A 23,110-nucleotide genomic window follows, 5' to 3' on the forward strand; every position below is an offset into this window, starting at 1 on the left:
GAGGGTGGGACGACAAGGCAAAGCTCGGGCGAAATGCGCCGCGAGGATGCGGAAGCGTGTCCGCGAGCGAAATGCGAATTGAAGAACGGCGCTGCCCACCACACACTCCGTCATTGCGAGCGCAGCGAAGCAATCCAGAAATGTATCCGCGGAGGGATTCTGGATTGCTTCGCTGCGCTCGCAATGACGCTGTTGGGACAGTTGTTTGCCTGAAACTCAGGTCTCGTGCCCGGGACGCAGCGCGGCGTCTCTTGGACGATGCGCTGCAGAGCCGGGGCCCATGTCACAGCGAACCGCGCGGCGTCCTGGGTCCCGGCTCTGCGCCGCACCGCTTACGCGCTGCGCCGCGTCTGGGACAGGAGGAAACCGAACGACGCTGCGAGCCGCGACCGCGGCCCATTTGCCTTACATCCCGATGTCGAACACGTTCGGCAATTGGCCCGCCAGAGGCAGTGCGGTGGCGCCGAGGAAGGTCGCCACCATCGCCATCAGGCGACGGTTGTTCTGGCGCTTGCCACGCATCTGGCCGGCGATCCACTCCAGCATCTCGCTGTTGACCTTGGAGGCATAGGACGGCGCCCAGCTCTCGATCTCGGTGTCGGCCGACAGCGCGACGCTGCGCGGCGGCACCTTCAGGCCCGAGGCGCTCGCGGCATAATGGGCGACCGCCTTGGCAAGCAGGTCGTCGAACCGGCCGCCATCGGTGCGCTCCGTCGCGGCCTCGTTGATCTCGAACAGAACTTCGGCCTCGGCGCGGCTGACCGGCTGGTCGTTGACGGCGGTGGCGGTGAGGATGCGCACGCACCAGGCGGTGTCATCGGCGTCGAGCGAGCGGGAGAAATGCACCCGTCCCTTGGTGGTCGGGCCTTCGCCCGTGATCACGCCGTCCCGCACGACGGAAAGGGCATGAGCTGCAGTATCGCGGCAGGACGGCACGAGGGACGACGGCTCGGTGGGCTTAGGCGCAGCGGCGGACATAGTTCACTTCCAGACTTCTTCTGATCGACCAGCATTTCCATGCCGGCGTAAAGGGGTGGTTAACGATTCGATACGGGGATCGCGACTTTTCTAGATGGTTGCCAATTGGTCGCTATCAGGACCAATCTGGTTCTAGAACGCGCCGGGCGAGCGTGATGAAAGTCATAAAAGGCATTATCGGGGCGAGCGAGACCGTGTGACCCCGGGTGGAGCTGTTTCGCCGCAGCTGCCGCTGTAACAATAAGTTGCTAGAAAATCGGCTCTTCAAAGAAGGAATTCACATTTTACTTGAGCCGGTTCAGTTGGCGTTCACTTAGGCCGGCGAAGCCCTTATAATGGATGTGACGGCCGGAGACGAATTCTCGATTAGATTCAATGAGATGAGGTAAGATCATGACACTTCCGATCGGCGCCACCGCCCCTGACTTCGAAGCCGAAACCACCGAAGGGAAGATCAAATTCCACGACTGGATCGGCAACAGCTGGGCCCTCTTGTTCTCACACCCGAAGGATTTCACGCCGGTTTGCACCACCGAACTCGGCGCCCTCGCCAAGCTGAAGCCGGAATTCGACAAGCGCGGGGTCAAGCTGATGGGCCTCTCGGTCGATCCGGTCGACCGTCATGCCAAATGGTCGGAAGACATCATGGAGACCCAAGGCGCCGCGCCGAACTACCCGATGATCGGCGACACCGATTTCAACGTCTCCAAGCTCTACGGCATGCTGCCAGCCTCGACCTCTGGCGATCCCCTCACCCGCACGCCGGCCGACAACCAAACCGTCCGCAACGTCTTCATCATCGGCCCGGACAAGAAGATCAAGCTGGTGCTGGTCTATCCGATGACGACGGGCCGGAACTTCCAGGAGATCCTGCGCGTCATCGACTCGCTCCAGCTCACCGCCAAGCATCGCGTCGCCACCCCGGCCGACTGGTCGCAGGGCGACGACGTCATCATCGCGGGCTCGGTCTCCAACGACGAGGCCAAGACGATCTATCCGCAGGGCTGGAAGGAGCCGAAGCCCTACATCCGCATCGTCCCGCAGCCCAGATGACTTTTGGCGGTCGCGGATAGCGGCCCCAAAAAGTCATCCCGGGGCGATGCGTCAGCATCGAACCCGAGATCTCGAGATCCCGGGGCTGGTCCTTCGGACCATCCCGGGATGATGACCCAGAATCACGCCGCGTGCACGCGGTCGAGGAAGCTCTCGACCTCGGCCTTCAGATGCAGGCTCTCGCCCGACAGCGCCTGGGCGGAAGCAAACATGCGGCTCGACGTTTCGCCCGTCTCGCTGGCGCCCTTGGCGGCGTGACGGACATTGACCGCGACATCGGCCGTGCCTGACACCGCGGCGCGCACGCTGGCCACGATGTTGTGCGTCGCACTTTTCTGTTGCTCGACCGCCGCCGAGATCGAGCCTGCGATGCCGCTGATGCGCTCGATGGTCTGGCTGATCGCCTTGATGGCTGCGACCGATTCCTCGGTCGCAAGCTGCATGCTCTCGATCTGGTTCGAGATCTCGTCGGTCGCCTTCGCGGTCTGGCCGGCGAGCGTCTTGACCTCCTGAGCCACCACCGCGAAGCCGCGGCCGGCATCGCCCGCGCGTGCAGCCTCGATGGTCGCATTCAGCGCCAGCAGATTGGTCTGCTCGGCGATCGAGGTGATCAGCTTGACGACGTCGCCGATGCGCGAGCCGGCCTCCGAGAGCTGCGCGATGCGCTGGTCCGTCGCTTCGGCCTGCCGCACCGCCTCGGCGGAGATCTCGTTCGATTCCTGCACCCGGCGGGTGATCTCGGAGATGGATTGAGACAGCTCGTCGGAAGCGGACGCCGCCGAACGCACATGCTCGGAGGCGCTTTCGGAAGCTCCCGCCGACTGCGCCGACAGATCTGCCGTGGAGCGCGCGGCGTCGGTGAGTTGTCGCGCGGCGCGCTCGAACTCGCCGGACGATGCCAGCACTTTGTCGAGAATGCCGCCGACGCTGCCGCGGAACCCCTCGACGAAGTTGCGCAGCTCGGCCTTGCGCTGCTCGGCTGCGGCAGCGGTTGCCGCTGCCTGCTCAGTGCGCAGGCGCGCCCGCTCCTGCGAGTTGCTCTTGAACACCGCGACCGTGCGGGCGATTTCGCCGATCTCGTCGGCACGGTCCTCGCATTCGATCGCGACGTCGCTCTGACCGTTGGCAAGCGCGGTGAGCGAATGCGTCACCGAGGTCAGGGGCCGGGTGATGCGCCGGACGACCAGCAGGGTCAGGACCAGCACCAGAAGCGCGGCAAGCCCGGCAGCGGCCGCCATGCTCTCCATCGCCTGGGACAGCATGCCCTCGAACTGCACCATGGGGATGCCGACATATAGAATGCCGGCGACCTTGCCGGTGCCATCGGCGATCGGGAAATAGGCGGTCATGAACGTCTTGCCGAACAGCGTGGCCGGCCCCTTATAGGCCTCGCCACGGCGCAGCGGGGCCTGCCCCGGATGATCGGCGGCCAGCTGGGTCCCGACGGCGCGGTCGCCGTTTTCCTTTTTCACGTTGGTCGAGCGGCGGATGAACTGCCCGCTTGCCGCGTCGAACACGAACAGGGTCGCGTTGCCGCCGACATAGGACACCGCCCGGTCGACGATGGCGTGATCCCTGAAGTCGGGCATTTTGGGGATCTCGGCGCGGACCACCGCGCCGTCTCGGATCGTGATCTTGGCTTCGGGAACGGTCTCCGCAAAGGCCAGCCCCAGCGTGCGCAGATTGACCTCGATGTCGCGCAGGGCGCGGTCAGTGAAGGCGGATGTCAGTGACCAATAGCCGGCGCCGACCACGAGCGCCGTGTTCATTGCGATCAGCAGCACCGCGCACAGGACCGCTTTGGTGCCGAGCTTGAACCGCGGCAGGAACTTCGCCGTTAGAAGATTGGACATGGATGGAATGACCCCCGTAATTCCTGCATATTGGTGCAATTGACTTACAGCCGCATTAACGACGGGTTCCCACCGCCGCACGCCGTACGGTTTCCAATTGGTAAACGAGGCCTTCCCTGACCCCGCCCGTCATCGTCTGGTTTCGCGACGATCTCCGCCTGTCCGACCACCCCGCCCTCCACGCCGCCGCCAAGTCCGGAGCGCCGGTGCTTTGCCTCTACGTACTGGACGAGGCGGCGGGGCGAGCGCCGGGCGGCGCGGCACGCTGGTGGCTGGCGCAGTCGCTGCGGGCGCTCGGAGCCGAGATCGCCGCGCGCGGCGGCTCGCTCGTCCTGCGCAGAGGACCGGCGGCCAAGGTGATCCCTGAGGTGGTGCGACAGAGCGGTGCCCGCGCCGTCTACTGGAACGAGATCGCGCAGGCGCCTCATCAGGCGGTTGAGCGACAGCTCCAAGCGGCCCTTGCGAAGCTCGGCATGCACGCGCAAAGCTTTCCGGGCGACTTGCTGGTCCCGCCCGCGGCGATCCGCACCAAGGACGGCCGGGGCCTGCGCGTGTTCACCCCGTTCTGGCGCCGCGTACTGGCCCTCGGCGACCCGCCAAAGCCCCTGCCCGCGCCGAAGCAGCTGCGCCCTGCACCGAGCATCGCGAGCGATGGACTGGAGAGCTGGAAGCTCGAGCCGACCACGCCCGATTGGGCGGGCGGCCTGCGCGAGGCATGGAGCCCCGGTGCCGCCTCCGCCCATCTGCGCCTGCGCGACTTCCTCAAGCACATTGTTCGAACGTATTCCGGCGATCGTGACCGTCCGGACCGAGACGGGACCTCACGGCTGTCGCCGCATCTGCGCTTCGGCGAGATCAGCCCCCGTCAGGTCTGGCACGCCGCCCGGTTTGCCGCGGCGGAAGATCCGGCACGCGGGCAAGGCGTCGAAAAATTGTTGAGCGAGCTCGGCTGGCGCGAATTCTGCCGCCACCTCCTCCACGATCACCCCAACCTTGCCGCCGAAAACCTGCAGACGAACTTCGATGCCTTCCCTTGGCAGCCCGACAAAGAAGCGCTCACCGCCTGGCAGCGCGGGCGCACCGGATACCCCATCGTCGATGCCGGCCTGCGCGAGCTCTGGCACACCGGCGTGATGCACAACCGGGTGCGGATGGTGGTGGCCTCCTTCCTGGTCAAGCACCTCCTGATCGACTGGCGCGAGGGGGAGGCCTGGTTCTGGGACACGCTGGTCGACGCGGACGCCGGCAGCAATCCTGCCAACTGGCAATGGGTCGCCGGCTGCGGCGCGGACGCTGCGCCCTATTTCCGCGTGTTCAATCCGCAGCTTCAGGGCGAGAAGTTCGATCCTGATGGAGCCTATGTTCGACGCTGGGTTCCGGAGCTGAAGGCCCTGCCCGCCAAGCTGATCCACCGGCCCTGGCAGGCAACGCCGATCGAGCTTGCGAGCGCGGGCATCACGATCGGCAAGACCTATCCGCAGCCGATCGTCGATCATGCCAGGGCACGCGAACGCGCGCTCGCCGCCTACGCAAAGATCCGCAAAGGTTGAGCGTCGCTTTGACACGATTTCGAAACCCGCTATCGTCATCGCTCCATGCAAACCGTGGGGGACGATATGGACGACGAGAAACCGATCACCGAACAGGCGATGGAGACGATCACCACTGCCGTGGAAACGACCAAGGACGCGGCAGTCACCGCAGTCAAGCAGGTGAAGAAAGCCGCCAAGAAGGTCGCGAAGAAAGTAGCGCCGAAGAAGGCGGCCAAGAAGAAAGCCAAGAAGGCTGCGAAGAAGACGACGAAGAAGGCCGCAAAGAAGTCGTCCAAGAAGGCCGCGAAAAAGTCTGCGAAAAAGGCGACCAAGAAAGCCGGCAAGTCGAAGAAGAAGGCCAAGAAGGCCAAGCGCTGATCGCACCGGAAGACGTCTCCGGGTGCGGGCGCGCCCGGAGACAGCCCGCATCTATCCTCGCCGCTTGCTCGGCGTTGAAGCACTTCCGCGTTTCCGGCGAGCCGAACTGCGTGCCGTCAGGACCGCCAATTGACCACAAAGACCGCCGCGGCGCAGAGCGCCATGCCAGCAATGGCAATCGCATCCAGCTTTTCTCCGAACAGCAGATAGGCCATCAGGGCCGTGACGGCCGGAACCAAATAGAACAGGCTCGCGACCGAGGTCGCCGCGGCGTGGCGGATCAGCCAGTACAACAGCCCGATCGATCCGATCGAGAGCGCGACCGCGAGCCAGGCGAGCGCAAGCACAAACTCCCGTGTCCAGTGCACCACGCGATCCTCGAACAGGAAGGCGCCGACCGCGAAGAAGATGGTGACCGCCACGTACTGCACGAGATTGCCGGCGCGCCAGTCGATGTGATTGCAATAGCGGCGCTGATAGAGCGTGCCGAGCGTGATGCTGACCAGCGAGACCACCGAGGCGAGCCAGCCGAGCCCGGCTTCGCCGGTCATCGGACGGTTGTGCAGGATCAGCACCACCCCCCCGAGGCCGAGCACGAGCCCGGCCCATTGCAGCGGCGTGACCCGTTCGCCGAGCCAGCGATTGGCGATGGTCGAGGTCAGGATCGGCTGCAGACCTGGAATCAGCGCCGACAGGCCGGCCGGAATCGAATGCGCGATCGCAATCGCGGTGCCGCCGAGATAGAAGCCGTGGACGAGGATGCCGGCGACGGCGCTGTGCGCGATGCCGGCGCTATCAGGCCATTTCGGCCGGGCGATTCCCGCGATGATTGCCATCAGCCCGACCACGATCGCCATGCGGATGGCGAGATAGGTCAAGGGATCGGCATTGTTGACGACGTATTTGGTGCCGATGAATCCGGTGCTCCAGAGCAGCACGAACAGGATCGGCGCGGCGCGGGCGGCCAGGGCTTCTTGATTATGATTCATTGCCGCCCTCATTGCCCGACCCTCGGCCATGCGGCAATGCGAATTTCGTGGTGACGATATGCTGCGCTGCGACGGAGGATCGCGGTCCGTCTCAGCCGCTCACCATTCGTCCGGGCAGGGATTGACGATCTTCCAGAGCTCGACCCCGTTCTTGATCTTCTTCATGTCCGTGGTGAGCCCGCCATTGCGGCGAATCCAGTCCTTCACCGTGTCGGGGTAGTAGGACATGAGATCGGAGGTACCCTCAGCGCTGGTGACCTTGATGCCGAAGGTGAACGCCTTGTCGTAATAGGCCTGGTGGAAGCCGAGGCTCGCGCGCGGCGTCACGCAGATCTTGTTCATCGGCACGATGCCGAGCACGAGCGTGCAGGCCGAATTGCAGATGCCGTCGATGATGACCCGCTCGCCCTTTTCGCGCACCCGCTTGTACTTGGCCTTGTACTCCTCGACATAGCCGCCGTGGTCGCGCGTGATGTGCAGCTCGGCGCGCGCCGGCGTGGCGGCGGCGAGGCAGAGCAACAGCAGACTCGGAAGCGTGATGCGCATGGCGAGATGACGGCGAAGGCCTTCAGGAATGTACCGGACTCGAGGGGCCGGCAAATGCCCCCGGGCCGGCGGAAGAATTCTGAACCGAATAGTCTTTGGTCATACTTGTGTGGGGAATTCGTTAAGCATCCCGAAAAGGCCAAAAATGGGCAGCTTTGGCCGCATGTCCGGCAATTCTGTCACACCCACCCGGAAATCTGCGGGATTGGCCTTGATTTCTGGCCTCCGGAGCGATGCTTGGCCGCTCGAAATTGCTATAACAGGCTGACCCATTCGAGCGGGTTCCGGAGAATCGAGATGAGCAAGTTGACGCGTGTCGCCGCGGTTGCGGCCTTGACGGCTGCGGTCCTGGCCCCCGCCCTCGCGGAGGCGAACGGCCGCCACCGGTACCACCGCTCCTACGCGAGCCCGCTGCCCTACCCGATCAGCTACCTGCACAATTACGGCCCGGGTATCACCCCCGGCACCTTCGCCTACTATGACGGCCCGGCGACCAACCACTGCTACCGCAGCGCGGCCGCTTATATTGGTCAGGACGGCCGGCGGCACCCCTGCTACTGAGGCGCCGCGGCCGCTGCGGCTCCTCTATTTGGCGGCGCCCGACCGCAGCAATTGCTTCTCGATCTCGTAGACCGGCAGCTTGACGAGGTCCTTGCCGACCTCCCCCTGAAGCGCCTTGCGCAGCCCGTCCGAATAGTCGGCGCGGATCATGCCGAGCGCACGTGGCGAGGCCACCATGGTCAGGGCCGTCGTCTCACCGGAGCTGACGGCGGCATCGAGCCGGCCGGCTAGGCTCCGCAGAAAGTCGCGCTCGGCCTCGTCGTGCCAATCGGTCTGCTCGACCGAGCTGCGTGCGCCGCCGACCGCGCCATGCAACCGGCCCGGCGCGTCGGCCCCCTGAGCGGCGGTCGCGGGATTGGGCTGCTCGTGCACCTCCCTGGTGTGGAGGTTCGGAAACATCTCGTCGCCGAGGTTTTCCAGAATGAGCGCCTTGCGCCCGTCGCACACGACCAGCCAGTCACCCTTGTCCATTCTCATCTTGTCCATCGCAACTTCTCCTTCACTTGCAGACGCCGCATCCGGCATCAGAGCTGTTCTTCGAATTCCTCGAAGGACTTGCCGAATTGCGTCATCGCCTCCTCCAGATAGTCGGCGAGCATTGGCGTACCGATCAGGTATGAGGCGGTACGCTGGTTGTGCGCCTGGGCGGCCTGGGCGCGCAGTTGACGCCAATCGGAGAGATCACCGTCGCCGCGGCCAAGCCAGGTCAGCGCCACGAGATCGATCTGCTCGTCAACATTGAGAGCGCGGATGAAGCCCGCGAGCTCGGCACGGTCGGTGCTTTCGCCGCGCCCACCGCGGCCGTAGCTCATGTCGTCGTCGCCGAAGTCCAGGATGACGCCACCCCCTCCCGCTTCGCTGTCGGACCGGCGCGATTTCGAGATGACGAAGAACACCTTCTCCGGCGAGATCGACAGATCTGGAATGACTCGCATTCAGCTCACCTTGCCCGGCAGCAGGCACCACGCCGCTGCCATGACGGCGACAGTAAGAGCCAAGGCAAACTTGCGAATTGCGCAGGATCAAGCTCAAGTCACGACACGGCCTGCCCGGCCTACGGCCCGCTGCCGAGCCGTGACGTAAGGGTCAGCTCGCCTGTTCATCTGTATTACATTTCGGTTCGGCCACAATTTGATCAGAACAACCTCGATATCCTGCATCGCGTAAGCGAAGGAAGACATCATGAACCTCACGACTGGCCGATTGGCCGCGTTCCTGTTCGGCGCCCTCGTTGCATCGTCGACGGCATCCGCCATGCCCATCGCGCCTGCACCTGCGACACCGCAGGTCTCCGGCGTCGAGCAGGTCCGCATGGTCTGCGACGCCTGGGGACGGTGCTGGTGGCGGCCGAACTATTATGGCTACTACTACAGGCCGCGGCCATATTATTACGGCCCGCGGTACTATGGGCCGCCGCGCTATTACGGGCCGCGCCATTATGGGTACTACGGCTATCGCCGCTGGTGACGTTTGAAGGGGCCTTCGGGCCCCTTCGCTTTTGCGAGATCATGTCTTGCGCAGTGGATCACTGGCCCCAAGCCGTTCATGTTTGATCTAGATCAAAGATGAGATCAGCCGAAAAGGTCACTTATGACGATTTAACCGATCGTGTTTCGGTGCTGTCAACATGAAGGTGCAGAGCGTTGAGGAACGGCGATGAGCCAACGTACCTCATGGCATGATGTCCGCAATACTACGGCCCTGAAATTCGGTTTACTGAAACTCGATGCTTCGCCATTGATGATGCAGCGATGTTCCTTTGATTGTCTCATTTCAGCGGCCGGCCAGAATCATGTTGTTCGACGACCTCGCTCCCTCCTCTGCCCTTCAACTGATCGGCTTCTCCGATGTCGATGCGTTTCGGCCGATTGAGACGATGGAGGATGCGAGGAGCATTCCGCTCGACATCCCGAACTTCGCGGCGGCCCGAGCCATCGTCTCCCTGCCGGCGTGCCGCATCATCGTGATGAGATCGTTCGCGCGGATCCTAGATACCGCTTATCGCATGTCGAGCGGGATGGTGATCCTGTCGATGAGCGACGATCTTCAGGTCAACTTCAAAGGTGTGGATCTCGACGCCCGCTTCTTCGCTGCCCTCCACGGCAACGATGAGTGCCATTTCGTCGAGCCCCGGACCAATCATCACGCCATGATCATCTTCTCCCCCGAGCTGAGAGACCGGGGCTGGTTCGACCGCGCCGACCATTTGCGCGCCCATGTCGCGAACCGGCCCGCCCTGCTCCACACCCGACAGCTCCTGCTCGACATCCTGCGCACCGCGTCAGTGCAGCCAGACCTGTTCGAGACGACCGAGGTTGCGGCCCATCTGCAGGAAGGCCTGCTGCTCGCGCTCGACGATTTGTTTCGAATCGATTCGACGTCGGATCGGAGCACCTCGGTCCACAGCGAGCGGGCGATCAAGCTCGTGCAGCGCATCGACGACTACGTCGCTACCTATCCGACCGCGCCGATCTATACAGCCGATCTCGCCCGCGAGTTCGACGTCTCGATCCGTACGCTCGGCGGCGCCGTCAGCAAGGTGCGGGGCATGAGCCTGCACCAGTACATTCGCCTGAAGAGGCTGTGGGCGACCCGCGCCCGCCTCCTCAAGGGTGGCGTCACCGTGGCCACCTGCGCACGTGCCCAAGGCTTCCATCATCTCGGCGAATTTGCCGCAGCCTACCGCGCGATCTTCCACGAGGCGCCCTCCGACACGCTGGCACGCGGCCGGCAAAGCGGTGTCCCGGCAGGCTGATGGACGCCGCAGGCCCTCGCGGCGGTGACCCGGCATCCTCGCCGCTTTAGAACATATATGGAACAAAGAGGACTGGCGCGCTCGGAAGGATTCGAACCTCCGACCCTCGGAATCGAAATCCGATGCTCTATCCAGCTGAGCTACGAGCGCCCTGGCCCGAGTAGCGGGCCACCGAGATCCGCCGGCCGGCACTGGCGAGGAGCCAGTACACCCGACGGCGGTCGGATTGGTTCGAATTAGCAGAGAGGCCGGCCAATAAAAAGCCCTTCCCACCTCGATCGAGGCAGCCGAAGGCGCTGTTACCAGGTCGTGTTGAAGAGGCCGAAATGCGGCTGCTGAGCGACCAGCATCATGGGGCGGCCCGGCTGATGCGCCGGTTGCGTCCTGACGATCTTACGCTTGGGCTGAGCCTGGACAGGAGACGCTTGGGCCTGGAACGTCTGGGGCTGGCCCGCGTCGGACTTCCTCGCTGCGGCGGTCCCGGCCCTCGGCTCTGGCGTGAACTGGGCGAAGGTCTCGCGCACCCGCGTCTTGGCAGACATCTCGGCCAAAGCCGGCGACAGGCTCTCCTGTACCGGTGGCTGGGGAGCCGCAACTGCGGCAGTCTGAACCGCGGGTGCGACAATCGTCGGCTGGCTGGTGTCGAGGACGACGCGCTCAGGCAGATGGCGGTCGGACCGGATTCGGATCAGCGGCTGGTCGTTGCTTGCGGTCGCGACGGCCTGCGCTACGGGCGTCGCCGGGAAAACGAAATCCGCCGCGAACAGCAGTGTGAGCAAAGCTCCACCGACAAAGATGAAATACCTAAAGATGGGCATTGGCCGCGCTCCGCCCCCCGCATCCCCGCGTGGGCTCTGCTCGCCTCAACAGGCGATCTTCCAATTGGTTCCTGGCCCAGCCGTTCGGTTCAAATGGTGATGCATAGTTTTCGGCCAAGGACCGCAGAAGGTAACTTTTCAGCTACCGGGACAAGTCGCCTTCAAGCACGGCGTGCTGCAACCGGGGAACATTTTGCCTGATCGGCATTCACGTTAACGAAGCCGATCGGGATACGCACAAAGGTCTTGCGGCTCTTCATGCTGACCGGATCCGCCAGCACGCGGCTGCGGTCGGTCAGATGACTTCCATCGCGCCGCGTGAAGGCGCAGACGATCTCGACATCCTTTACGGCATAGTCGTTGTCGTTTCGCAGCGTGAACGTCACCAGGGCTTTGGAGCCGAGGCCGCCGCGACGCCAGGTCTGTGATGAAATCCTGAGACGACCAAGTTCTGCTGTCGCCGGCACCTGAGCTTCGGACACTGGCGAGGCTACTTTGGACGCATCGCCGGAGGGAGGCGCTTCAACAGCCGCCAGCTCAGGCCTCACCGGCTCAGCACTGTTGCCCTTGGAGAGAGGTAGCAGCATCCAAATGCCGCAACCGACGATGATTGCCGCCAGCAGCCATAGAAGGCTTCGGCCAAATGAGACGCTCGCAATCGTCACCGCCCGCGCCAGTCGTTCGCCGGTGCCGGCCAAGCGCCCCAATCCGAGTCGGTCGAGCCTCGCATTCATGGTTGCACACCGATCGCGACCGCAGCACCATCGAAGATGGATTTAGTCACAGCTTACCTTAATTCGGGCGACGAACTAAGGTTCCCCCAACGTCATGCGAGTCGGCAACGGCGGTGGTGGCCACCGGCGATACTGCTAGCATGCGCCATAGCATCGAAAAGACCCGTTGGGAGATTATGAAATGCCGTTCGCCGTCGCTTGGGATCACGTCCATCTGCGCAGCCCCGATCCGGAGGCCACCGCGGCCTGGCTGCAGGACATCCTTGGTGGCGAGATCGTGCGCGCGCCGGGACGAATCGACGTGAACCTCGGCGGAGCCAGGATCTTCATCGCGCCACTCGAGGGCGACAGCGCCGTCAGCCCGCCACCTCCGCACCCGCATCAGGGCCTCGACCATTTCGGCTCGACGGTGAAGGACATCGACGCGGTCGCCGCCGAGATCAAGGCCAAGGGTGTCACGTTCACGCGCGAGCCGACGACCATTCGTCCCGGCGTACGCATCTGCTTCATCCGCGGGCCCGAAGGCATCTCGATCGAGCTGCTCGAGCGCGACAAGAAATATACCTGACGCGACGGGGCGCCCCGCCGTCCAGGCACCGAGCCGGCGACGACGTCACGCCCGAAGGCTAAGTCATGCTACCGGGCATAAAGCAGCGGATGGTGACACCCATGTAGCCGTAGATCGGCCAGACCATGGTGCGTCCCACCCGGTTCGGCTCCGAGATCACGGCCTCCGCGGGCACGTCGACCCAGACGAGCTCCTGCTGCTGGCCATCGAGCGCATAGCCATAGCGCGGGACGCGGACGCGATAATGCCCGTCCTTGCTGTCCCAGTCGGAGTCCGAGAGCGCCGAACCGTCGGCATCGGAACAGCAGGGCCCCTCGCCGCTGCGCAGACTGTCGAACCAAGCCTTCAATTCGGGATTGGTGTTGGCGAACTGCCCGCGGTCGCGCGCGTGCCCCGAGGGGGCTGCGAGCGCGATCAAAGCCAACGCGGGCGCCAGCCTCGTGAGGTTTGCCCGGCGTATCGCATCGCCAATCCGCCGTTGTTCGCTTTTGCAATTCGTGGGACGCGCACCGTACAGACGCGGCTCATCGCCGCCGGAATCGATCCAGTTGGTCACGTTCGTCTTGCTCCAGCACCCCGCGGCCAGTGCAACAATGGTTATGCATTTCGCGGGCCAACTCTGATTCGCAACGTCGGGCCTCGCCTCACCATCAGAGCGTCACGACGGTGTCATGGACAAACCGGAACAACGACGGCTCGCAGCCGCCGCGACCGGCCGGCAAACTGCCTCGTTGCGCGCAGGGATGGGCTTTGGCATAAAAGCGGGACCGGTTGCGCCATTGGGCGATGGCGGCCGGCCTACGGGACGTTATGAAAAACGGCCTCTATTCAATTCACGTCACCCTGCTCGATGGTCGAGTCGGCAAGGGCAGCGGCGTGATTCTCTTCCGCGACGGCAAGATTCTCGGCGGCGATGCCTACCTGTATTACACCGGCAGCTACACGGTGAAGGACAACAACAGCTTCAAGGGCGAGGTGCTGGTGCAACGGCACACCTCGCCTCGAGGCGATGACAATCCGCTGTTCGGCGGCCCTGCCCCTGTCGGCATCGGCGTCACCGGCACGTTCACGGACACGCGCGGACAGATGACCGGCACCGCGCTGGTCGGCAAGGCCAGCCAGATCTTCGGCGCGACGCTGCACAAGCTTGCAGACGTCGATTAGCTATTCCGCGGCCTGTTCGAGCGGCGCCACACGCGGCAGGATCATCTGGATGCGCGTACCGCCACCCGGTTCGGAATCGAGATCGAGCCGGCCACCGAGCCGGTTGGTGACGATGCTGTAGACGATGTGCAGCCCGAGGCCGGTGCCGCCTTGGTCGCGCCGCGTGGTGAAAAACGGATCGAAGGCGCGGCGACGGACGTCGAGCGACATGCCGCAGCCATTGTCGGAGAAGATGATCTCGACGTTGTCCTTGCCGGACTCGCGCACCTGGATCTCGATCGTCCCGGGCCGGCCGTCCGGGAAGGCGTGCGCCACCGAGTTCAGAAACAGATTGGTCAGCACCTGGCCGTACGGGCCGGGATAGCTGTTCATGGTCAGGTCCGGCTGACACTCGACGTTGAGCGTCAGATTGTGCTTACGCAGGCCCGGCCGCAGGCTCATCACCACCTGCTCGGTGAGGTCACCGAGATCGAAAGTACGCTGATCCGAATAATTGCGGTCGGCGGCGACCTGCTTGAACGACTGGATCAGCTCGGCGGCGCGGTTGAGATTGGAGACGAGCTGCGAGGACGCATCGCGGCTGGTGCTGAGGAAGTCGTTGAGCGTGGAGCGGCGCAGCTCGCCGCGCTCGACTTCGGCGGTGAACATGGCGGTCTTGCGCTCCAGCGCGGAGGCGACGGTGAGACTGATGCCGACGGGATTGTTGACCTCGTGGGCGACGCCGGCGACGAGGCGCCCGAGCGCGGCCAGCTTCTCGGCCTCGATCAGGGAGGCCTGGGTCTCGCGGAGATTGCGCAGCGCGGTTTCGGCGGCTTCCTTGGCCTTGCGCATCTCCTGCTCGCCGCGCTTGCGCTCGCCGATATCGAGCGCAACGGTCACGATCCGCTCGATCTCGCCCTCGGCGTCGAGCAGCGGCAACTTGTTGACCAGCCATTGCCGCATGTTGCCGGAGGCGTCCTGATACTCCTCCTCGTAGAAACCGAGACCTTTTCGAAGCTTGAGCACCCGCTTGTCGCTCTCGTCGGACTTGGATGCGCCGTAGCGCGACATCAGGTCGGCCGTGGTGCGGCCGAGCGCCTCGCCGGGCTCGATGCCGAAGATGCCGGCCATGTAGCGGTTCATCAGCACGTAGCGCAGATTGCGATCCTTGACGTTGATCACCGCCGGCACGGTGTCGATGACCTGCTGGAGCAGGCGCCGGCCTTCGGCGATGGCTTCCTCCGCCCGCTTCTGGTCGGTGATGTCGCGCAGCGTGCCCTCGTAGCGGATGATGTTGCCCGCTTCGTCTCGCACGCCCGTGGCGCTGTCGGAGAGCCAGAGGATGTCGCCGCTGCGCTGGCGCACCTGATACTCGAACTCGCGCACCATGCCGTCGCGCGCCATCAGCCGCTGGTATTCGGCGCGCGCCTCGGGGTGGACGTAGATCGTGTGGGCGATGTCGCTGATGCTGTCGATCAGCTGCTGCGGGCTGTCGTAGCCCATCATGCGCGCCAGCGCGGGATTGGCGTTGAGGAGGTCACCGGCCGGGGTCGTCACGTAGATGCCGTCGATGGAGCCTTCGAACAGTTTTCGATAGCTCTCCTCGGCGAGCCGCTGCTCGGTGAGCGCGCGCACCGCCGCCTCGCGCGCGGTGTCGGCCTCCTCCAGCGCGCGGCGAAACACTTCGGCCGCCCGCGCAATGTCGCCGATCTCGTTGCCAAGGTCGGCGGACGGAATTGAGACGTCTTTCCGGCCGGCGGCGAGCGCGCGAATGGATCGCGCGATCTGGGCGAGCGGACGCACCGTCCTGCGCACCACGAACCAGGCAGCGCCGATGCCGATCAGCACGCCGACCGTGCCGAGCACGATGCTCTGCCATCGCGCCTCGGTCAGTGTCCGGGCGAAGTCGCGCGACAGCACGTGACCGCGTCGGGAGCTGACCTCGCGCAGCAATTCGGTGACGCGGCCGATCAGCCGTCCTTCGGTTCCCAGCACCTCGCGATCGATGTCGGCGATCTGCCGCTCGCGGACGGCGACGGCCATGATCGCCTCGGCATAGTCGTTCACCGCCGACTTCAGCTTGGCATCGGCAATATCGAGCCCCCGCATTCCCTGTGCAGCCTGCTCGGCTGCGGACGGGTTGCGCGCGAGCAGCCCGATCGCGATCCGGCCCTGTGCCTCGGACAGGCGGGACGCCAGCTCGCGGTCCGCGGTGCCTTCAACCGCTGCGTCGAATTGTTCGCGCAGCGGCGGCAGTCCGGCGAGCAGCTGGGCGCGGCGGTCGATCAGCGTGGAGATCCGCTCGAGGCCGGAGCGATAGGTTGCGAGCCGCTCGGTGACCCCGTCGAGCATGTCCTGCTGCTCGGGCGCGAGCTCGATGCGGGTCTTCTTCAGGATGTCGCTGAGCGTCGAGGCCGCCTCGCCGACCTGCTGGAATTGGATGCCGGCACCGGGATCTGTGACGAAGTCGCGCGCGGCAAGACGCAGTTCGTTCATGCGGCGATCGATGTCCTCGGCGAGGTCACCGACGCTCTGCAGCCGCTGCAGCTCGGCGAAGGTCGAATCGATGTGCCGGATCGCAATCACGCTCGCAGTCGAGGTGACAATGATCACCGCCAGCACCAACAGGAAGCTACCGAAGGTGAGCTGGCCGATGGAGAGCGAGAAAGTTCGCCTTTTCTCAGGGGACGGCTTCAATTCGGCGGACATTGGTGGTTTGAGGACCGGACTGCTGGAGGTCCAATATACGACGTAATGCTGCCCGGGGGGAACATGCCTCGGGACGCGGAATATCGTTAATATCGGGACTTGGCGCCCGCTTCAGCTTTACGACAGTTTGACGATGGCTGCCCCTGCGGCCCGGGATTCGTCGATACTTCGTTGCGTGTCGAAGTGTACTAGCCGACGGCCCCGACCTCGAACACCTCGCCGTCATAGCCGGCCTCGCTGGGGATGCGGAGCTGACGGCCGGTTTCGGTTTTGGTCATCACCGGCATCACCGTAACGATCGAGAGGCCGCGGGCGTGCTCCAGCGCCGCGCTCACGCTTCCCTGCTTGGCGAGCCGGATCAGGTTGCGTGTGGTCGGGAACGGCAGCTTGAAACGGCCGCTCTCCCCGCCCTCCACCGCCTCGCGCGGCGACACCCAGATCGAATCGGTGGATTCCCGTCCGTCATGGGCACCGAGCTGGTCGGGCGGTGCCGCGGCCAGGAAGAACCAGGTGTCGAACCGCTTCGGCATGCCCTCGGGCGTGATCCAGTGCGCATAGGGCACGAGCGTGTCGAGCGCGAGCTGGAGATTGTTGTCGGCGAGAATGCTGAGGAAGCTGATCTTGTGCTCGTTCAGCGCAACGCGATGCTTGTCGGCGATCTCCCCTGCTCGCCCGGCATCGATTGGCGTACCCGTGTCCTTCGACCGCGCCAGCAGGATCCCGCTCTCCTCGAAGGTCTCGCGGATCGCGGCGATCCGGAAGCCGCGGTCCGCTTCGCTGAGGCTTTCGCCGCCCGAATAGAGGTCGGCGCGGGCGACGATCTCGTTGTCGCCGGCATCGACGCTGCCACCGGGAAACACCAGCGCGCCCGAGTTGAACTCGATCTGATGATGGCGGACCATCATGAAGACTTCGATTTCCTTAGTGCCGTCGCGCAGCAGGAGGATCGTCGAGGCCGGGCGTGATGCTGATGTCTCGGCCATGCAACTAGCCTGCGGCGCTGGATTGCGGGCCGAGATTGGCGCGCTTGTCGAAACGGGCGACCCGCGACAAGAGATAGTCGACCTCGGCCTTCGCCGTCGCCGTCATTGTCGCACCGGGCTTGCGCTGCGCGCTGGAAGCGATGATACCACGCTTCTGCAGCACGTATTTGCGCACGGTGAGGCCGACGCCGGGCTGTTGCTCGTAGCGGATCAGCGGCAGATGCGCGTCGAAGATGTCATGTGCCGCGTCGCGCTTGCCGGCCTTGGAGAGGTTCACGACGTCGATCAGGAGCTCCGGGAAGGCATAGCCGGTCATGGCGCCGTCGGCGCCGCGCTCCATCTCGAAGTCCAGGAAGGTGCCGCCATTGCCGCAGAGGATCGAGAGCGGACGGAGCGAGCCGTCCTTCTGGAAGCCGCGTAGTGTCGAGATCTTCTCCAGGCCCGGCCAGTCCTCGTGCTTGAGCATCACGCAATTCGGATTGTCCATGACGATCTTGCGGATCACGGCGGGGGTGAACACGACCTGCAAGGTCAGCGGATAGTCCTGCAGCACCCAGGGCACATCAGGGCCGATGGCTTCCGCCGCCTGCTTGAAATAGCCGATGATCTGGTCGTCGGTGCGAAGCGAGGGCGGCGGCGCGATCATGACGCCGGCCGCGCCCGCATCCATCGAGGCCTTGGCCAGCGAGCGCATGGTGGCAAAGCCCGGCGCGGAGACGCCGACGATCACCTGCATCTTCTTGGCACGCTTGACGTAGCGCACCGCTACCTGCTCGGCCTCGGCGGCATCGAGTTTGGGGGCCTCGCCGAGGATGCCCAGCACGGTGACGCCGTCGCAGCCGACCTCCTCGTAGAAATCGGTCAGGCGATCGATCGAGCGCTCGTCGATCCGGCCGTCGTCATGGAACGGCGTCGGCGCGATTGCGAAGGTGCCCTTGGCGTCGGCGGTGAGTTTCATCGGTCCTCGTCTTTCTCTAATCTGTCATTCCGGGGCGCGACGCAGTCGCGAGCCCGGAATCCATAACCACGATCCGGAGTATGGATCCCGGGCTCACGCTTCGCGTGCCCCGGGATGACGGCCTTCTAAAACCGCCGCGCCCCCATCTTGATCTGCTCCTCGGAGAAGAAGATCTCCTTGGCGTGATCGACGATGTCCTGGGCCTTCCAGCCCGAGTGCGGCGGCTTCCAGCCTTCCATCTCCATCATCCGCATCTCGCGCACGCCGCGGGGCCCGGACACGCCCAGCACCTTGCCGGTCTGGTCGCCCGACAAGTCGCTGACCATGTATAGCACGGCCGGCGCGATGCCGTCCGGCCCGAGCGCGGCGCCGGGGTTCTCCTTATAGCGGGGCAGGTCTGCGGTCATGCGGGTCAGGGCGCCCGGGGCCAGCGTCCAGATCCGGATGTTGTACTTGCGGCCCTCGATCGCGAGCACGTTGGACAGGCCCCAGATGCCGCCCTTGGCCGCGCCGTAATTGGTCTGGCCGAAATTGCCGATCAGCCCTGACGTCGAGGAGGTGTTGACGATGACGCCGCCGCCGTTTTCCCGCATCCAGCGAAACACCGGCATGGTGCAACAAAAGGTACCCTTCAGATGGACCTTGATGACCTTGTCCCAGTCGGCCTCGCTGGCCTTGTGAAAGGTCTGGTCGCGCAAAATGCCGGCATTGTTGACCAGGATGTCGGCCCGGCCGAAATGCTTGATGGCGTCGTCGAACACCGACTGGCCGCCTTCCATGGTGGAGATGTCGGCACCGTTCGCGACCGCCTTGCCGCCCTGGGCCCTGATCGCGTCCACGACCTGCTGCGCCATGGACTTGTCGGCGCCGGAGCCGTCGCGGGGACCGCCGAGATCGTTGACCACGACCGAGGCCCCTTCCCGCGCGAACAGCTTTGCGTAGGCCTCACCGAGCCCGCCGCCCGCGCCGGTGATCAGCGCGACCTTGCCGTCGAGTAGTCCCATGGTGGCGTCTCCCTGTTTTTGTTTCTTCCACCTCTCCCCGCTTGCGGGGAGAGGTCGATCGCGTAGCGATCGGGTGAGGGGGTACAGGTCTCAATACCGTCCCGACTCGTGGTGAGAGCCCCTCACCCCACCCTCTCCCCGCAAGCGGGGCGAGGGAGTGAGACGCCGGTGCCCGCCTAACCCAGCACCGTCTTGCCGTTCTTGATCACCGTCACCCCGCGCGACTTCACCTTGGCTTCGAACGAGATCACGTTGCCGTCCTTCCAGAGGTCCATGGTCACGGTCTCGCCGGGATAGACCGGCGAGGAGAACCGCGCGACGTGCTGACGGAAGGCGCTCGCATCGTAGTCGGCATAGGTCTGGAGCACGCCGCGGCAGGTGATGCCGTAGGTGCACATGCCGTGCAGGATCGGACGCGGGAAGCCGGCTTTCTTGGCGAACTCGGGATCGGAGTGCAGCGGGTTGCGGTCGCCGCAGAGGCGATAGACCAGCGCCTGGTCGGGGCGCGTGGTGATGTCGATTGTCTTGTCCGGCTCGCGCGATGGGATCTTGTGCGGATCGGGCTGGGTCAAGTTCGGCCCGCCGAAGCCGCCATCGCCGCGGGCAAAGCGCGAGGCGACCAGCGTTGCCAGCTTCTCGCCCTTCTCGTTCTTCAGCACGGTCTGGTGAACGATGACCACGCCCTTGTCCTTGCCCTTGTCGTAGACTTCGAGCACCGAGGAGTCGGCGGTGATGTTGGCGGCGACCGGCAGCGGCTGGTGGAAGGTGATGTCCCGTTCGCCGTCGACCACCATGACGCGGTTGAGATTCATCTCGCCCGGGCCCGAGCCCCAGGCCGCGACAGAGGCGAAGGTCGGCACCACCTTCAGCGGCCGCGGCGTGAACGTGCCCTCGTTGACGAAGGCGAGTTCGTTCTCGTCCATGGGATCGGCACCGAGGCCGATGCCGTAGGCGTAGAGCATGACTTCGCGATCGGTGTAGGCGTATTTCTGGCCGAGATTTTTCAGGCCTTTGAGCTCTTCGTATCTGGCGGACATTCTTCTGGTTTCTCCCGGGATTTCACCGGCGCTTACTGATGCGCCCTCTCCCCTTGCGGGAGAGGGCTCCGAGGTGCCGGCCACATACGCGTTTGGGTGAGGGGTTGCTTCCACGTTGAAGATTCTCTCCGTGGAGAGAACCCCTCATCCGGCGCTTCGCGCCACCTTCCCCCGCAAGGGGGGAAGGAAGAAAGCAATCAAGCCACCGTGAAGAACGGCAGCGGGGCGCCGTCGGTCGGCTTGAACACCACCTTCACCTTCTGACCGATCTTGAGCTTCTCCAGATCGCAGTCGACGAAATTGGTCTGCACCGATGGCCCCTCCTTCAGCGTGACGTAGCCGATGGCGTAAGGACCGGTCGGCGATTTCCGCATCAAGCTGTAGGTGTAGATCGTGCCCTCGCCCGAGGCCTGCTCCCACACCGTCTTGTCGGAGTAGCAGAACGGGCAGATCGAGCGCGGGAAGTAATGCGCTTCGCCGCAGGCGGTGCAGCGCTTGATCATGAACTTGCCCTCTTTCGCGGCGTCCCAGAACGCTGATGTCTCGGGATTCGTCACCGGGGCCGGATACTTTTTCACTTCGCTCATCACACGCGCTCCAGAATGGCGGTCGAGGCGGCGTGGCGGACGCCGAGGAGGCCGCCGGTGCCGTGGGCGATGGCGAGATCGCAGTTCTTGACCTGCACCTTCGGATGCGCCTCGCCGCGCAGCTGCCTGACGGCCTCGAGGATTTTGGTCATGCCGCCGCGGTTGACGGGATGGTTGCTGCACAGCCCGCCGCCATCGGTGTTGAACGGCAGCTTGCCGACGCCCGAAATCAGGTTGCCGTCGGCGACGAACTTGCCGCCCTCACCCTTCTTGCAGAAGCCGAGATCTTCGAGCTGCATCAGCACGGTGATGGTGAAGCTGTCATAGATCGAGGCGTATTTGATGTCCTTCGGCGTGATGCCGGCTTCCTCGAACGCACGCGGACCGGACCAGACGCCGGCGGAGTAAGTGAGGTCGAGATCTTTGCCGCCGCGCGGGCCCTTCATCGCCTCGCCATGGCCGATCAGGCGCACCAGCGGCTTCTTCAGGCTCTTGGCAATCTCCGGCGTCGTCACGATCAGCGCGCCGCCGCCGTCGGAGACGACGCAGCAATCCATGCGATGCAGGGGATCGGAGATCATCGGCGAGTTCAGGACGTCCTCGACAGTGACCACGTCCTTGAGCATCGCATGCGGATTGTACTGCGCGTGATGCGAGGCCGCGACCTTGATCCAGGCGAGCTGCTCGGAGGTGGTGCCATAGTCGTGCATGTGGCGCATGGCACACATGCCATAGGCATTGTGAGTGGTCGCCCCGTAAGCGGTTTCGAAATCGACCTCGGCGCCGGAAGCGCGCGGCGGCATCGCGCCGGTGCGCGGCTTGCCGGCGAGCGTCACGAGCGCGATCGAGCATTTGCCCGCGGCGATCGCCTCGGCGGCATGGCCGAGATGGATGATGTAGGAGCAGCCACCGGTCTCGGTGGAATCAATGTGGCGAAGCTTCTTGGTGTTCAGGCCGAGATAATCGACCATCGGCCAGGCGCCGCCGGGCGCGTCGCCCGCGCAGAAATAGCCGTCGATATCATCCTTGCTGATCCCGGCATCCTCGATCGCGCCCTTGGCGACCTCGGCGTGGAGCTGGGCGGTGGATTTGTCCGGCGCATGCCGGGTCGGGTGTTCGTAGATCCCGGCAATGTAGGCCTTGCCCTTGATGGTCAAAACTTCAGTCTCCGCTCGCGTCTCGTTCGTGGCTCTTTTTTTGGCTCTTTTTTCTGAACCGCACCGGGCTGATTGGCAAGCGCGGAAATATTCCGCCCCGCGAGAGGGTAGCGGATTGGCGCAAGGGGAGCACATCCGAAAATCCGCCCCAGATAGCAAGCGAACCTGCCCGCCGCGTCGTCATTGCGAGGAGCCCTTGCGACGAAGCAATCCAGAGCCCCCTCCATTGAGGAATTCTGGATTGCTTCGCTACGCTCGCAATGACGGAGTTTGTTGCCACTGATGGCGCTGCTTCAAGTCAAGACTCGCTCGCAGACACACGCCCGCATCCTCGCGGCACATCTCGCCCGAGTTTTGCTCCCGTCTTGCTCCCTCCGAAGACAGAGGGCGCAGGGAAGACCGGGTGCCGGCTGGGCACCCACGGTCCGCTGTGCGCGAATTGCGCGAAAAACAGATGCACAGCGGCATACAGGTGCGGCCCAACATCCGGCCTTCCCTGCGCAGTGGCTTTACGGCTTATGTCGCGCTCTCCCCGGGGAGCGATGCACTATTGCCCCCGTCGCCTTGCGAGAGAGACCCGCAAGACTTGACGCACAGACCCCGGGCGTCAGGACCACACGATTTTGCCGTACGCGAGACCGCGCCCGTCGTGCGCGCGAAAGACTCGCGCGACGCAGCCCGCGTCCACCGCCGCTCACCCCGCGTTTCGTGACGATCGCGATACGCCCCTCTGAGAGGGATGAGGTGGCGGAGAGATACGATAATTC

General features: G+C 64.4%; 25 protein-coding genes and 1 tRNA gene. 9 read left to right on the top strand and 17 right to left on the bottom strand.

The genetic code is table 11. The features are described 5' to 3' along the window. The coding region (locus tag ACTEK7_RS32820) for a hypothetical protein (protein WP_474810611.1) at positions 1-213 on the top strand (213 nt) is incomplete at its 5' end. A 192-nt stretch (positions 214-405) separates the two neighbouring features. Here ACTEK7_RS32820 and ACTEK7_RS32825 read toward each other — a convergent pair. Continuing rightward, positions 406-978: a hypothetical protein gene (locus tag ACTEK7_RS32825; RefSeq protein WP_036011195.1), complete on the bottom strand. Its 573-nt coding sequence runs from the start codon at positions 976-978 to the stop codon at positions 406-408. Positions 979-1,371: 393 nt separating this feature from the next. Here ACTEK7_RS32825 and ACTEK7_RS32830 point away from each other — a divergent pair, with 393 nt between their 5' ends. Beyond that, the gene (locus tag ACTEK7_RS32830; RefSeq protein WP_036011192.1) at positions 1,372-2,031 is read left to right on the top strand and encodes a peroxiredoxin; all 660 of its coding nucleotides are present in this window, start codon (positions 1,372-1,374) and stop codon (positions 2,029-2,031) included. 122 nt (positions 2,032-2,153) lie between these two features. Here ACTEK7_RS32830 and ACTEK7_RS32835 read toward each other — a convergent pair whose 3' ends face one another. Continuing rightward, positions 2,154-3,884, bottom strand: coding sequence for a methyl-accepting chemotaxis protein (locus ACTEK7_RS32835; RefSeq protein ID WP_036031599.1), 1,731 nt, complete (start codon positions 3,882-3,884; stop codon positions 2,154-2,156). A 158-nt stretch (positions 3,885-4,042) separates the two neighbouring features. Between ACTEK7_RS32835 and ACTEK7_RS32840 the strand changes: the two genes are divergently transcribed. Together ACTEK7_RS32840 and ACTEK7_RS32845 are read left to right on the top strand one after the other, a co-directional pair. Continuing rightward, entirely contained in the window at positions 4,043-5,434 is a 1,392-nt protein-coding gene (locus tag ACTEK7_RS32840) for a cryptochrome/photolyase family protein (protein ID WP_249786497.1), read from the top strand. Positions 5,435-5,500: 66 nt separating this feature from the next. Beyond that, positions 5,501-5,794: a hypothetical protein gene (locus ACTEK7_RS32845; RefSeq protein ID WP_036011186.1), complete on the top strand. Its 294-nt coding sequence runs from the start codon at positions 5,501-5,503 to the stop codon at positions 5,792-5,794. A gap of 116 nt (positions 5,795-5,910) precedes the next feature. Here the strand turns inward: ACTEK7_RS32845 and ACTEK7_RS32850 are convergent, their stop codons facing one another. Then, positions 5,911-6,783, bottom strand: coding sequence for a DMT family transporter (locus ACTEK7_RS32850; RefSeq protein ID WP_225139888.1), 873 nt, complete (start codon positions 6,781-6,783; stop codon positions 5,911-5,913). Between the two features lie 99 nt (positions 6,784-6,882). After that, positions 6,883-7,329, bottom strand: a complete 447-nt coding sequence (locus ACTEK7_RS32855; RefSeq protein ID WP_036011182.1) for a hypothetical protein — start codon at positions 7,327-7,329, stop codon at positions 6,883-6,885. Between the two features lie 297 nt (positions 7,330-7,626). Between ACTEK7_RS32855 and ACTEK7_RS32860 the strand changes: the two genes are divergently transcribed. Further along, a complete protein-coding gene (locus ACTEK7_RS32860; RefSeq protein WP_225113203.1) occupies positions 7,627-7,890 on the top strand; it encodes a hypothetical protein in 264 nt (87 codons plus the stop codon). 24 nt (positions 7,891-7,914) lie between these two features. On the opposite strand, the gene ACTEK7_RS32865 is transcribed toward ACTEK7_RS32860, so the two are convergent. Both ACTEK7_RS32865 and ACTEK7_RS32870 read right to left on the bottom strand, forming a co-directional pair. Further along, complete coding sequence (locus ACTEK7_RS32865; protein ID WP_225147652.1) at positions 7,915-8,376, bottom strand: host attachment protein; 462 nt, start codon at positions 8,374-8,376, stop codon at positions 7,915-7,917. 38 nt (positions 8,377-8,414) lie between these two features. Beyond that, positions 8,415-8,825, bottom strand: coding sequence for a DUF3775 domain-containing protein (locus tag ACTEK7_RS32870; RefSeq protein ID WP_036031620.1), 411 nt, complete (start codon positions 8,823-8,825; stop codon positions 8,415-8,417). A gap of 247 nt (positions 8,826-9,072) precedes the next feature. Between ACTEK7_RS32870 and ACTEK7_RS32875 the strand changes: the two genes are divergently transcribed. Continuing rightward, positions 9,073-9,357 (top strand): hypothetical protein, encoded by a 285-nt coding sequence (locus tag ACTEK7_RS32875; protein WP_036031624.1) that lies wholly within the window; start codon positions 9,073-9,075, stop codon positions 9,355-9,357. 325 nt (positions 9,358-9,682) lie between these two features. Further along, complete coding sequence (locus tag ACTEK7_RS32880; RefSeq protein ID WP_225113206.1) at positions 9,683-10,645, top strand: AraC family transcriptional regulator; 963 nt, start codon at positions 9,683-9,685, stop codon at positions 10,643-10,645. A 73-nt stretch (positions 10,646-10,718) separates the two neighbouring features. Here the strand turns inward: ACTEK7_RS32880 and ACTEK7_RS32885 are convergent. The 3 genes from ACTEK7_RS32885 to ACTEK7_RS32895 form a co-directional block, all read right to left on the bottom strand. Then, positions 10,719-10,795: transfer RNA gene (locus ACTEK7_RS32885), tRNA-Arg, on the bottom strand. Between the two features lie 149 nt (positions 10,796-10,944). After that, positions 10,945-11,463 carry a hypothetical protein gene (locus ACTEK7_RS32890; protein ID WP_225113207.1) on the bottom strand — a complete coding sequence of 173 codons (519 nt, stop codon included), beginning with the start codon at positions 11,461-11,463 and terminating at the stop codon, positions 10,945-10,947. A gap of 161 nt (positions 11,464-11,624) precedes the next feature. Continuing rightward, positions 11,625-12,197, bottom strand: a complete 573-nt coding sequence (locus ACTEK7_RS32895; RefSeq protein ID WP_036011161.1) for a hypothetical protein — start codon at positions 12,195-12,197, stop codon at positions 11,625-11,627. A 181-nt stretch (positions 12,198-12,378) separates the two neighbouring features. On the opposite strand from ACTEK7_RS32895, the gene ACTEK7_RS32900 reads away from it, so the two are divergent. Continuing rightward, positions 12,379-12,765 (top strand): VOC family protein, encoded by a 387-nt coding sequence (locus ACTEK7_RS32900; protein ID WP_225147653.1) that lies wholly within the window; start codon positions 12,379-12,381, stop codon positions 12,763-12,765. Between the two features lie 58 nt (positions 12,766-12,823). Here ACTEK7_RS32900 and ACTEK7_RS32905 read toward each other — a convergent pair whose 3' ends face one another. Continuing rightward, the gene (locus ACTEK7_RS32905) at positions 12,824-13,321 is read right to left on the bottom strand and encodes a hypothetical protein (RefSeq protein ID WP_036011156.1); all 498 of its coding nucleotides are present in this window, start codon (positions 13,319-13,321) and stop codon (positions 12,824-12,826) included. Between the two features lie 254 nt (positions 13,322-13,575). Here ACTEK7_RS32905 and ACTEK7_RS32910 point away from each other — a divergent pair, with 254 nt between their 5' ends. Continuing rightward, positions 13,576-13,929 (top strand): GrlR family regulatory protein, encoded by a 354-nt coding sequence (locus tag ACTEK7_RS32910; protein ID WP_036011154.1) that lies wholly within the window; start codon positions 13,576-13,578, stop codon positions 13,927-13,929. Here the strand turns inward: ACTEK7_RS32910 and ACTEK7_RS32915 are convergent, their stop codons facing one another. The 7 genes from ACTEK7_RS32915 to ACTEK7_RS32945 all read right to left on the bottom strand — a co-directional run bounded on the left by ACTEK7_RS32915 (position 13,930) and on the right by ACTEK7_RS32945 (position 22,343). Next, the gene (locus tag ACTEK7_RS32915; RefSeq protein ID WP_036011152.1) at positions 13,930-16,617 is read right to left on the bottom strand and encodes a PAS domain S-box protein; all 2,688 of its coding nucleotides are present in this window, start codon (positions 16,615-16,617) and stop codon (positions 13,930-13,932) included. 188 nt (positions 16,618-16,805) lie between these two features. Then, positions 16,806-17,600 carry an NUDIX hydrolase gene (locus tag ACTEK7_RS32920; RefSeq protein WP_036011149.1) on the bottom strand — a complete coding sequence of 265 codons (795 nt, stop codon included), beginning with the start codon at positions 17,598-17,600 and terminating at the stop codon, positions 16,806-16,808. 4 nt (positions 17,601-17,604) lie between these two features. Beyond that, positions 17,605-18,558 carry a dihydrodipicolinate synthase family protein gene (locus ACTEK7_RS32925; protein WP_036011146.1) on the bottom strand — a complete coding sequence of 318 codons (954 nt, stop codon included), beginning with the start codon at positions 18,556-18,558 and terminating at the stop codon, positions 17,605-17,607. 125 nt (positions 18,559-18,683) lie between these two features. After that, a complete protein-coding gene (locus ACTEK7_RS32930; protein WP_036011144.1) occupies positions 18,684-19,562 on the bottom strand; it encodes an SDR family oxidoreductase in 879 nt (292 codons plus the stop codon). Positions 19,563-19,738: 176 nt separating this feature from the next. After that, the gene (locus tag ACTEK7_RS32935; protein WP_036011141.1) at positions 19,739-20,599 is read right to left on the bottom strand and encodes a MaoC family dehydratase; all 861 of its coding nucleotides are present in this window, start codon (positions 20,597-20,599) and stop codon (positions 19,739-19,741) included. Positions 20,600-20,796: 197 nt separating this feature from the next. Continuing rightward, a complete protein-coding gene (locus ACTEK7_RS32940; RefSeq protein WP_036011139.1) occupies positions 20,797-21,186 on the bottom strand; it encodes a Zn-ribbon domain-containing OB-fold protein in 390 nt (129 codons plus the stop codon). Next, entirely contained in the window at positions 21,186-22,343 is a 1,158-nt protein-coding gene (locus tag ACTEK7_RS32945) for a thiolase domain-containing protein (RefSeq protein ID WP_036011137.1), read from the bottom strand. The genes ACTEK7_RS32940 and ACTEK7_RS32945 overlap by 1 nt, the downstream gene beginning before the upstream one ends. Positions 22,344-23,110 lie beyond the last annotated feature (767 nt).

The organism is Bradyrhizobium sp. JHI2711, from assembly GCF_056156565.1.

Excerpts from the sequence above, each read along its gene's own strand:
- ACTEK7_RS32920 (WP_036011149.1), bottom strand. The coding sequence starts at position 17,600 with ATGGCCGAGACATCAGCATCACGCCCGGCCTCGACGATCCTCCTGCTG.
- ACTEK7_RS32930 (WP_036011144.1), bottom strand. The coding sequence starts at position 19,562 with ATGGGACTACTCGACGGCAAGGTCGCGCTGATCACCGGCGCGGGCGGC.
- ACTEK7_RS32845 (WP_036011186.1), top strand. The coding sequence starts at position 5,501 with ATGGACGACGAGAAACCGATCACCGAACAGGCGATGGAGACGATCACC.
- ACTEK7_RS32835 (WP_036031599.1), bottom strand. The coding sequence starts at position 3,884 with ATGTCCAATCTTCTAACGGCGAAGTTCCTGCCGCGGTTCAAGCTCGGC.
- ACTEK7_RS32910 (WP_036011154.1), top strand. The coding sequence starts at position 13,576 with ATGAAAAACGGCCTCTATTCAATTCACGTCACCCTGCTCGATGGTCGA.
- ACTEK7_RS32860 (WP_225113203.1), top strand. The coding sequence starts at position 7,627 with ATGAGCAAGTTGACGCGTGTCGCCGCGGTTGCGGCCTTGACGGCTGCG.
- ACTEK7_RS32855 (WP_036011182.1), bottom strand. The coding sequence starts at position 7,329 with ATGCGCATCACGCTTCCGAGTCTGCTGTTGCTCTGCCTCGCCGCCGCC.
- ACTEK7_RS32890 (WP_225113207.1), bottom strand. The coding sequence starts at position 11,463 with ATGCCCATCTTTAGGTATTTCATCTTTGTCGGTGGAGCTTTGCTCACA.
- ACTEK7_RS32830 (WP_036011192.1), top strand. The coding sequence starts at position 1,372 with ATGACACTTCCGATCGGCGCCACCGCCCCTGACTTCGAAGCCGAAACC.
- ACTEK7_RS32825 (WP_036011195.1), bottom strand. The coding sequence starts at position 978 with ATGTCCGCCGCTGCGCCTAAGCCCACCGAGCCGTCGTCCCTCGTGCCG.
- ACTEK7_RS32895 (WP_036011161.1), bottom strand. The coding sequence starts at position 12,197 with ATGAATGCGAGGCTCGACCGACTCGGATTGGGGCGCTTGGCCGGCACC.
- ACTEK7_RS32850 (WP_225139888.1), bottom strand. The coding sequence starts at position 6,783 with ATGAATCATAATCAAGAAGCCCTGGCCGCCCGCGCCGCGCCGATCCTG.
- ACTEK7_RS32925 (WP_036011146.1), bottom strand. The coding sequence starts at position 18,558 with ATGAAACTCACCGCCGACGCCAAGGGCACCTTCGCAATCGCGCCGACG.
- ACTEK7_RS32880 (WP_225113206.1), top strand. The coding sequence starts at position 9,683 with ATGTTGTTCGACGACCTCGCTCCCTCCTCTGCCCTTCAACTGATCGGC.
- ACTEK7_RS32865 (WP_225147652.1), bottom strand. The coding sequence starts at position 8,376 with ATGGACAAGATGAGAATGGACAAGGGTGACTGGCTGGTCGTGTGCGAC.
- ACTEK7_RS32870 (WP_036031620.1), bottom strand. The coding sequence starts at position 8,825 with ATGCGAGTCATTCCAGATCTGTCGATCTCGCCGGAGAAGGTGTTCTTC.
- ACTEK7_RS32940 (WP_036011139.1), bottom strand. The coding sequence starts at position 21,186 with ATGAGCGAAGTGAAAAAGTATCCGGCCCCGGTGACGAATCCCGAGACA.
- ACTEK7_RS32915 (WP_036011152.1), bottom strand. The coding sequence starts at position 16,617 with ATGTCCGCCGAATTGAAGCCGTCCCCTGAGAAAAGGCGAACTTTCTCG.
- ACTEK7_RS32875 (WP_036031624.1), top strand. The coding sequence starts at position 9,073 with ATGAACCTCACGACTGGCCGATTGGCCGCGTTCCTGTTCGGCGCCCTC.
- ACTEK7_RS32900 (WP_225147653.1), top strand. The coding sequence starts at position 12,379 with ATGCCGTTCGCCGTCGCTTGGGATCACGTCCATCTGCGCAGCCCCGAT.
- ACTEK7_RS32935 (WP_036011141.1), bottom strand. The coding sequence starts at position 20,599 with ATGTCCGCCAGATACGAAGAGCTCAAAGGCCTGAAAAATCTCGGCCAG.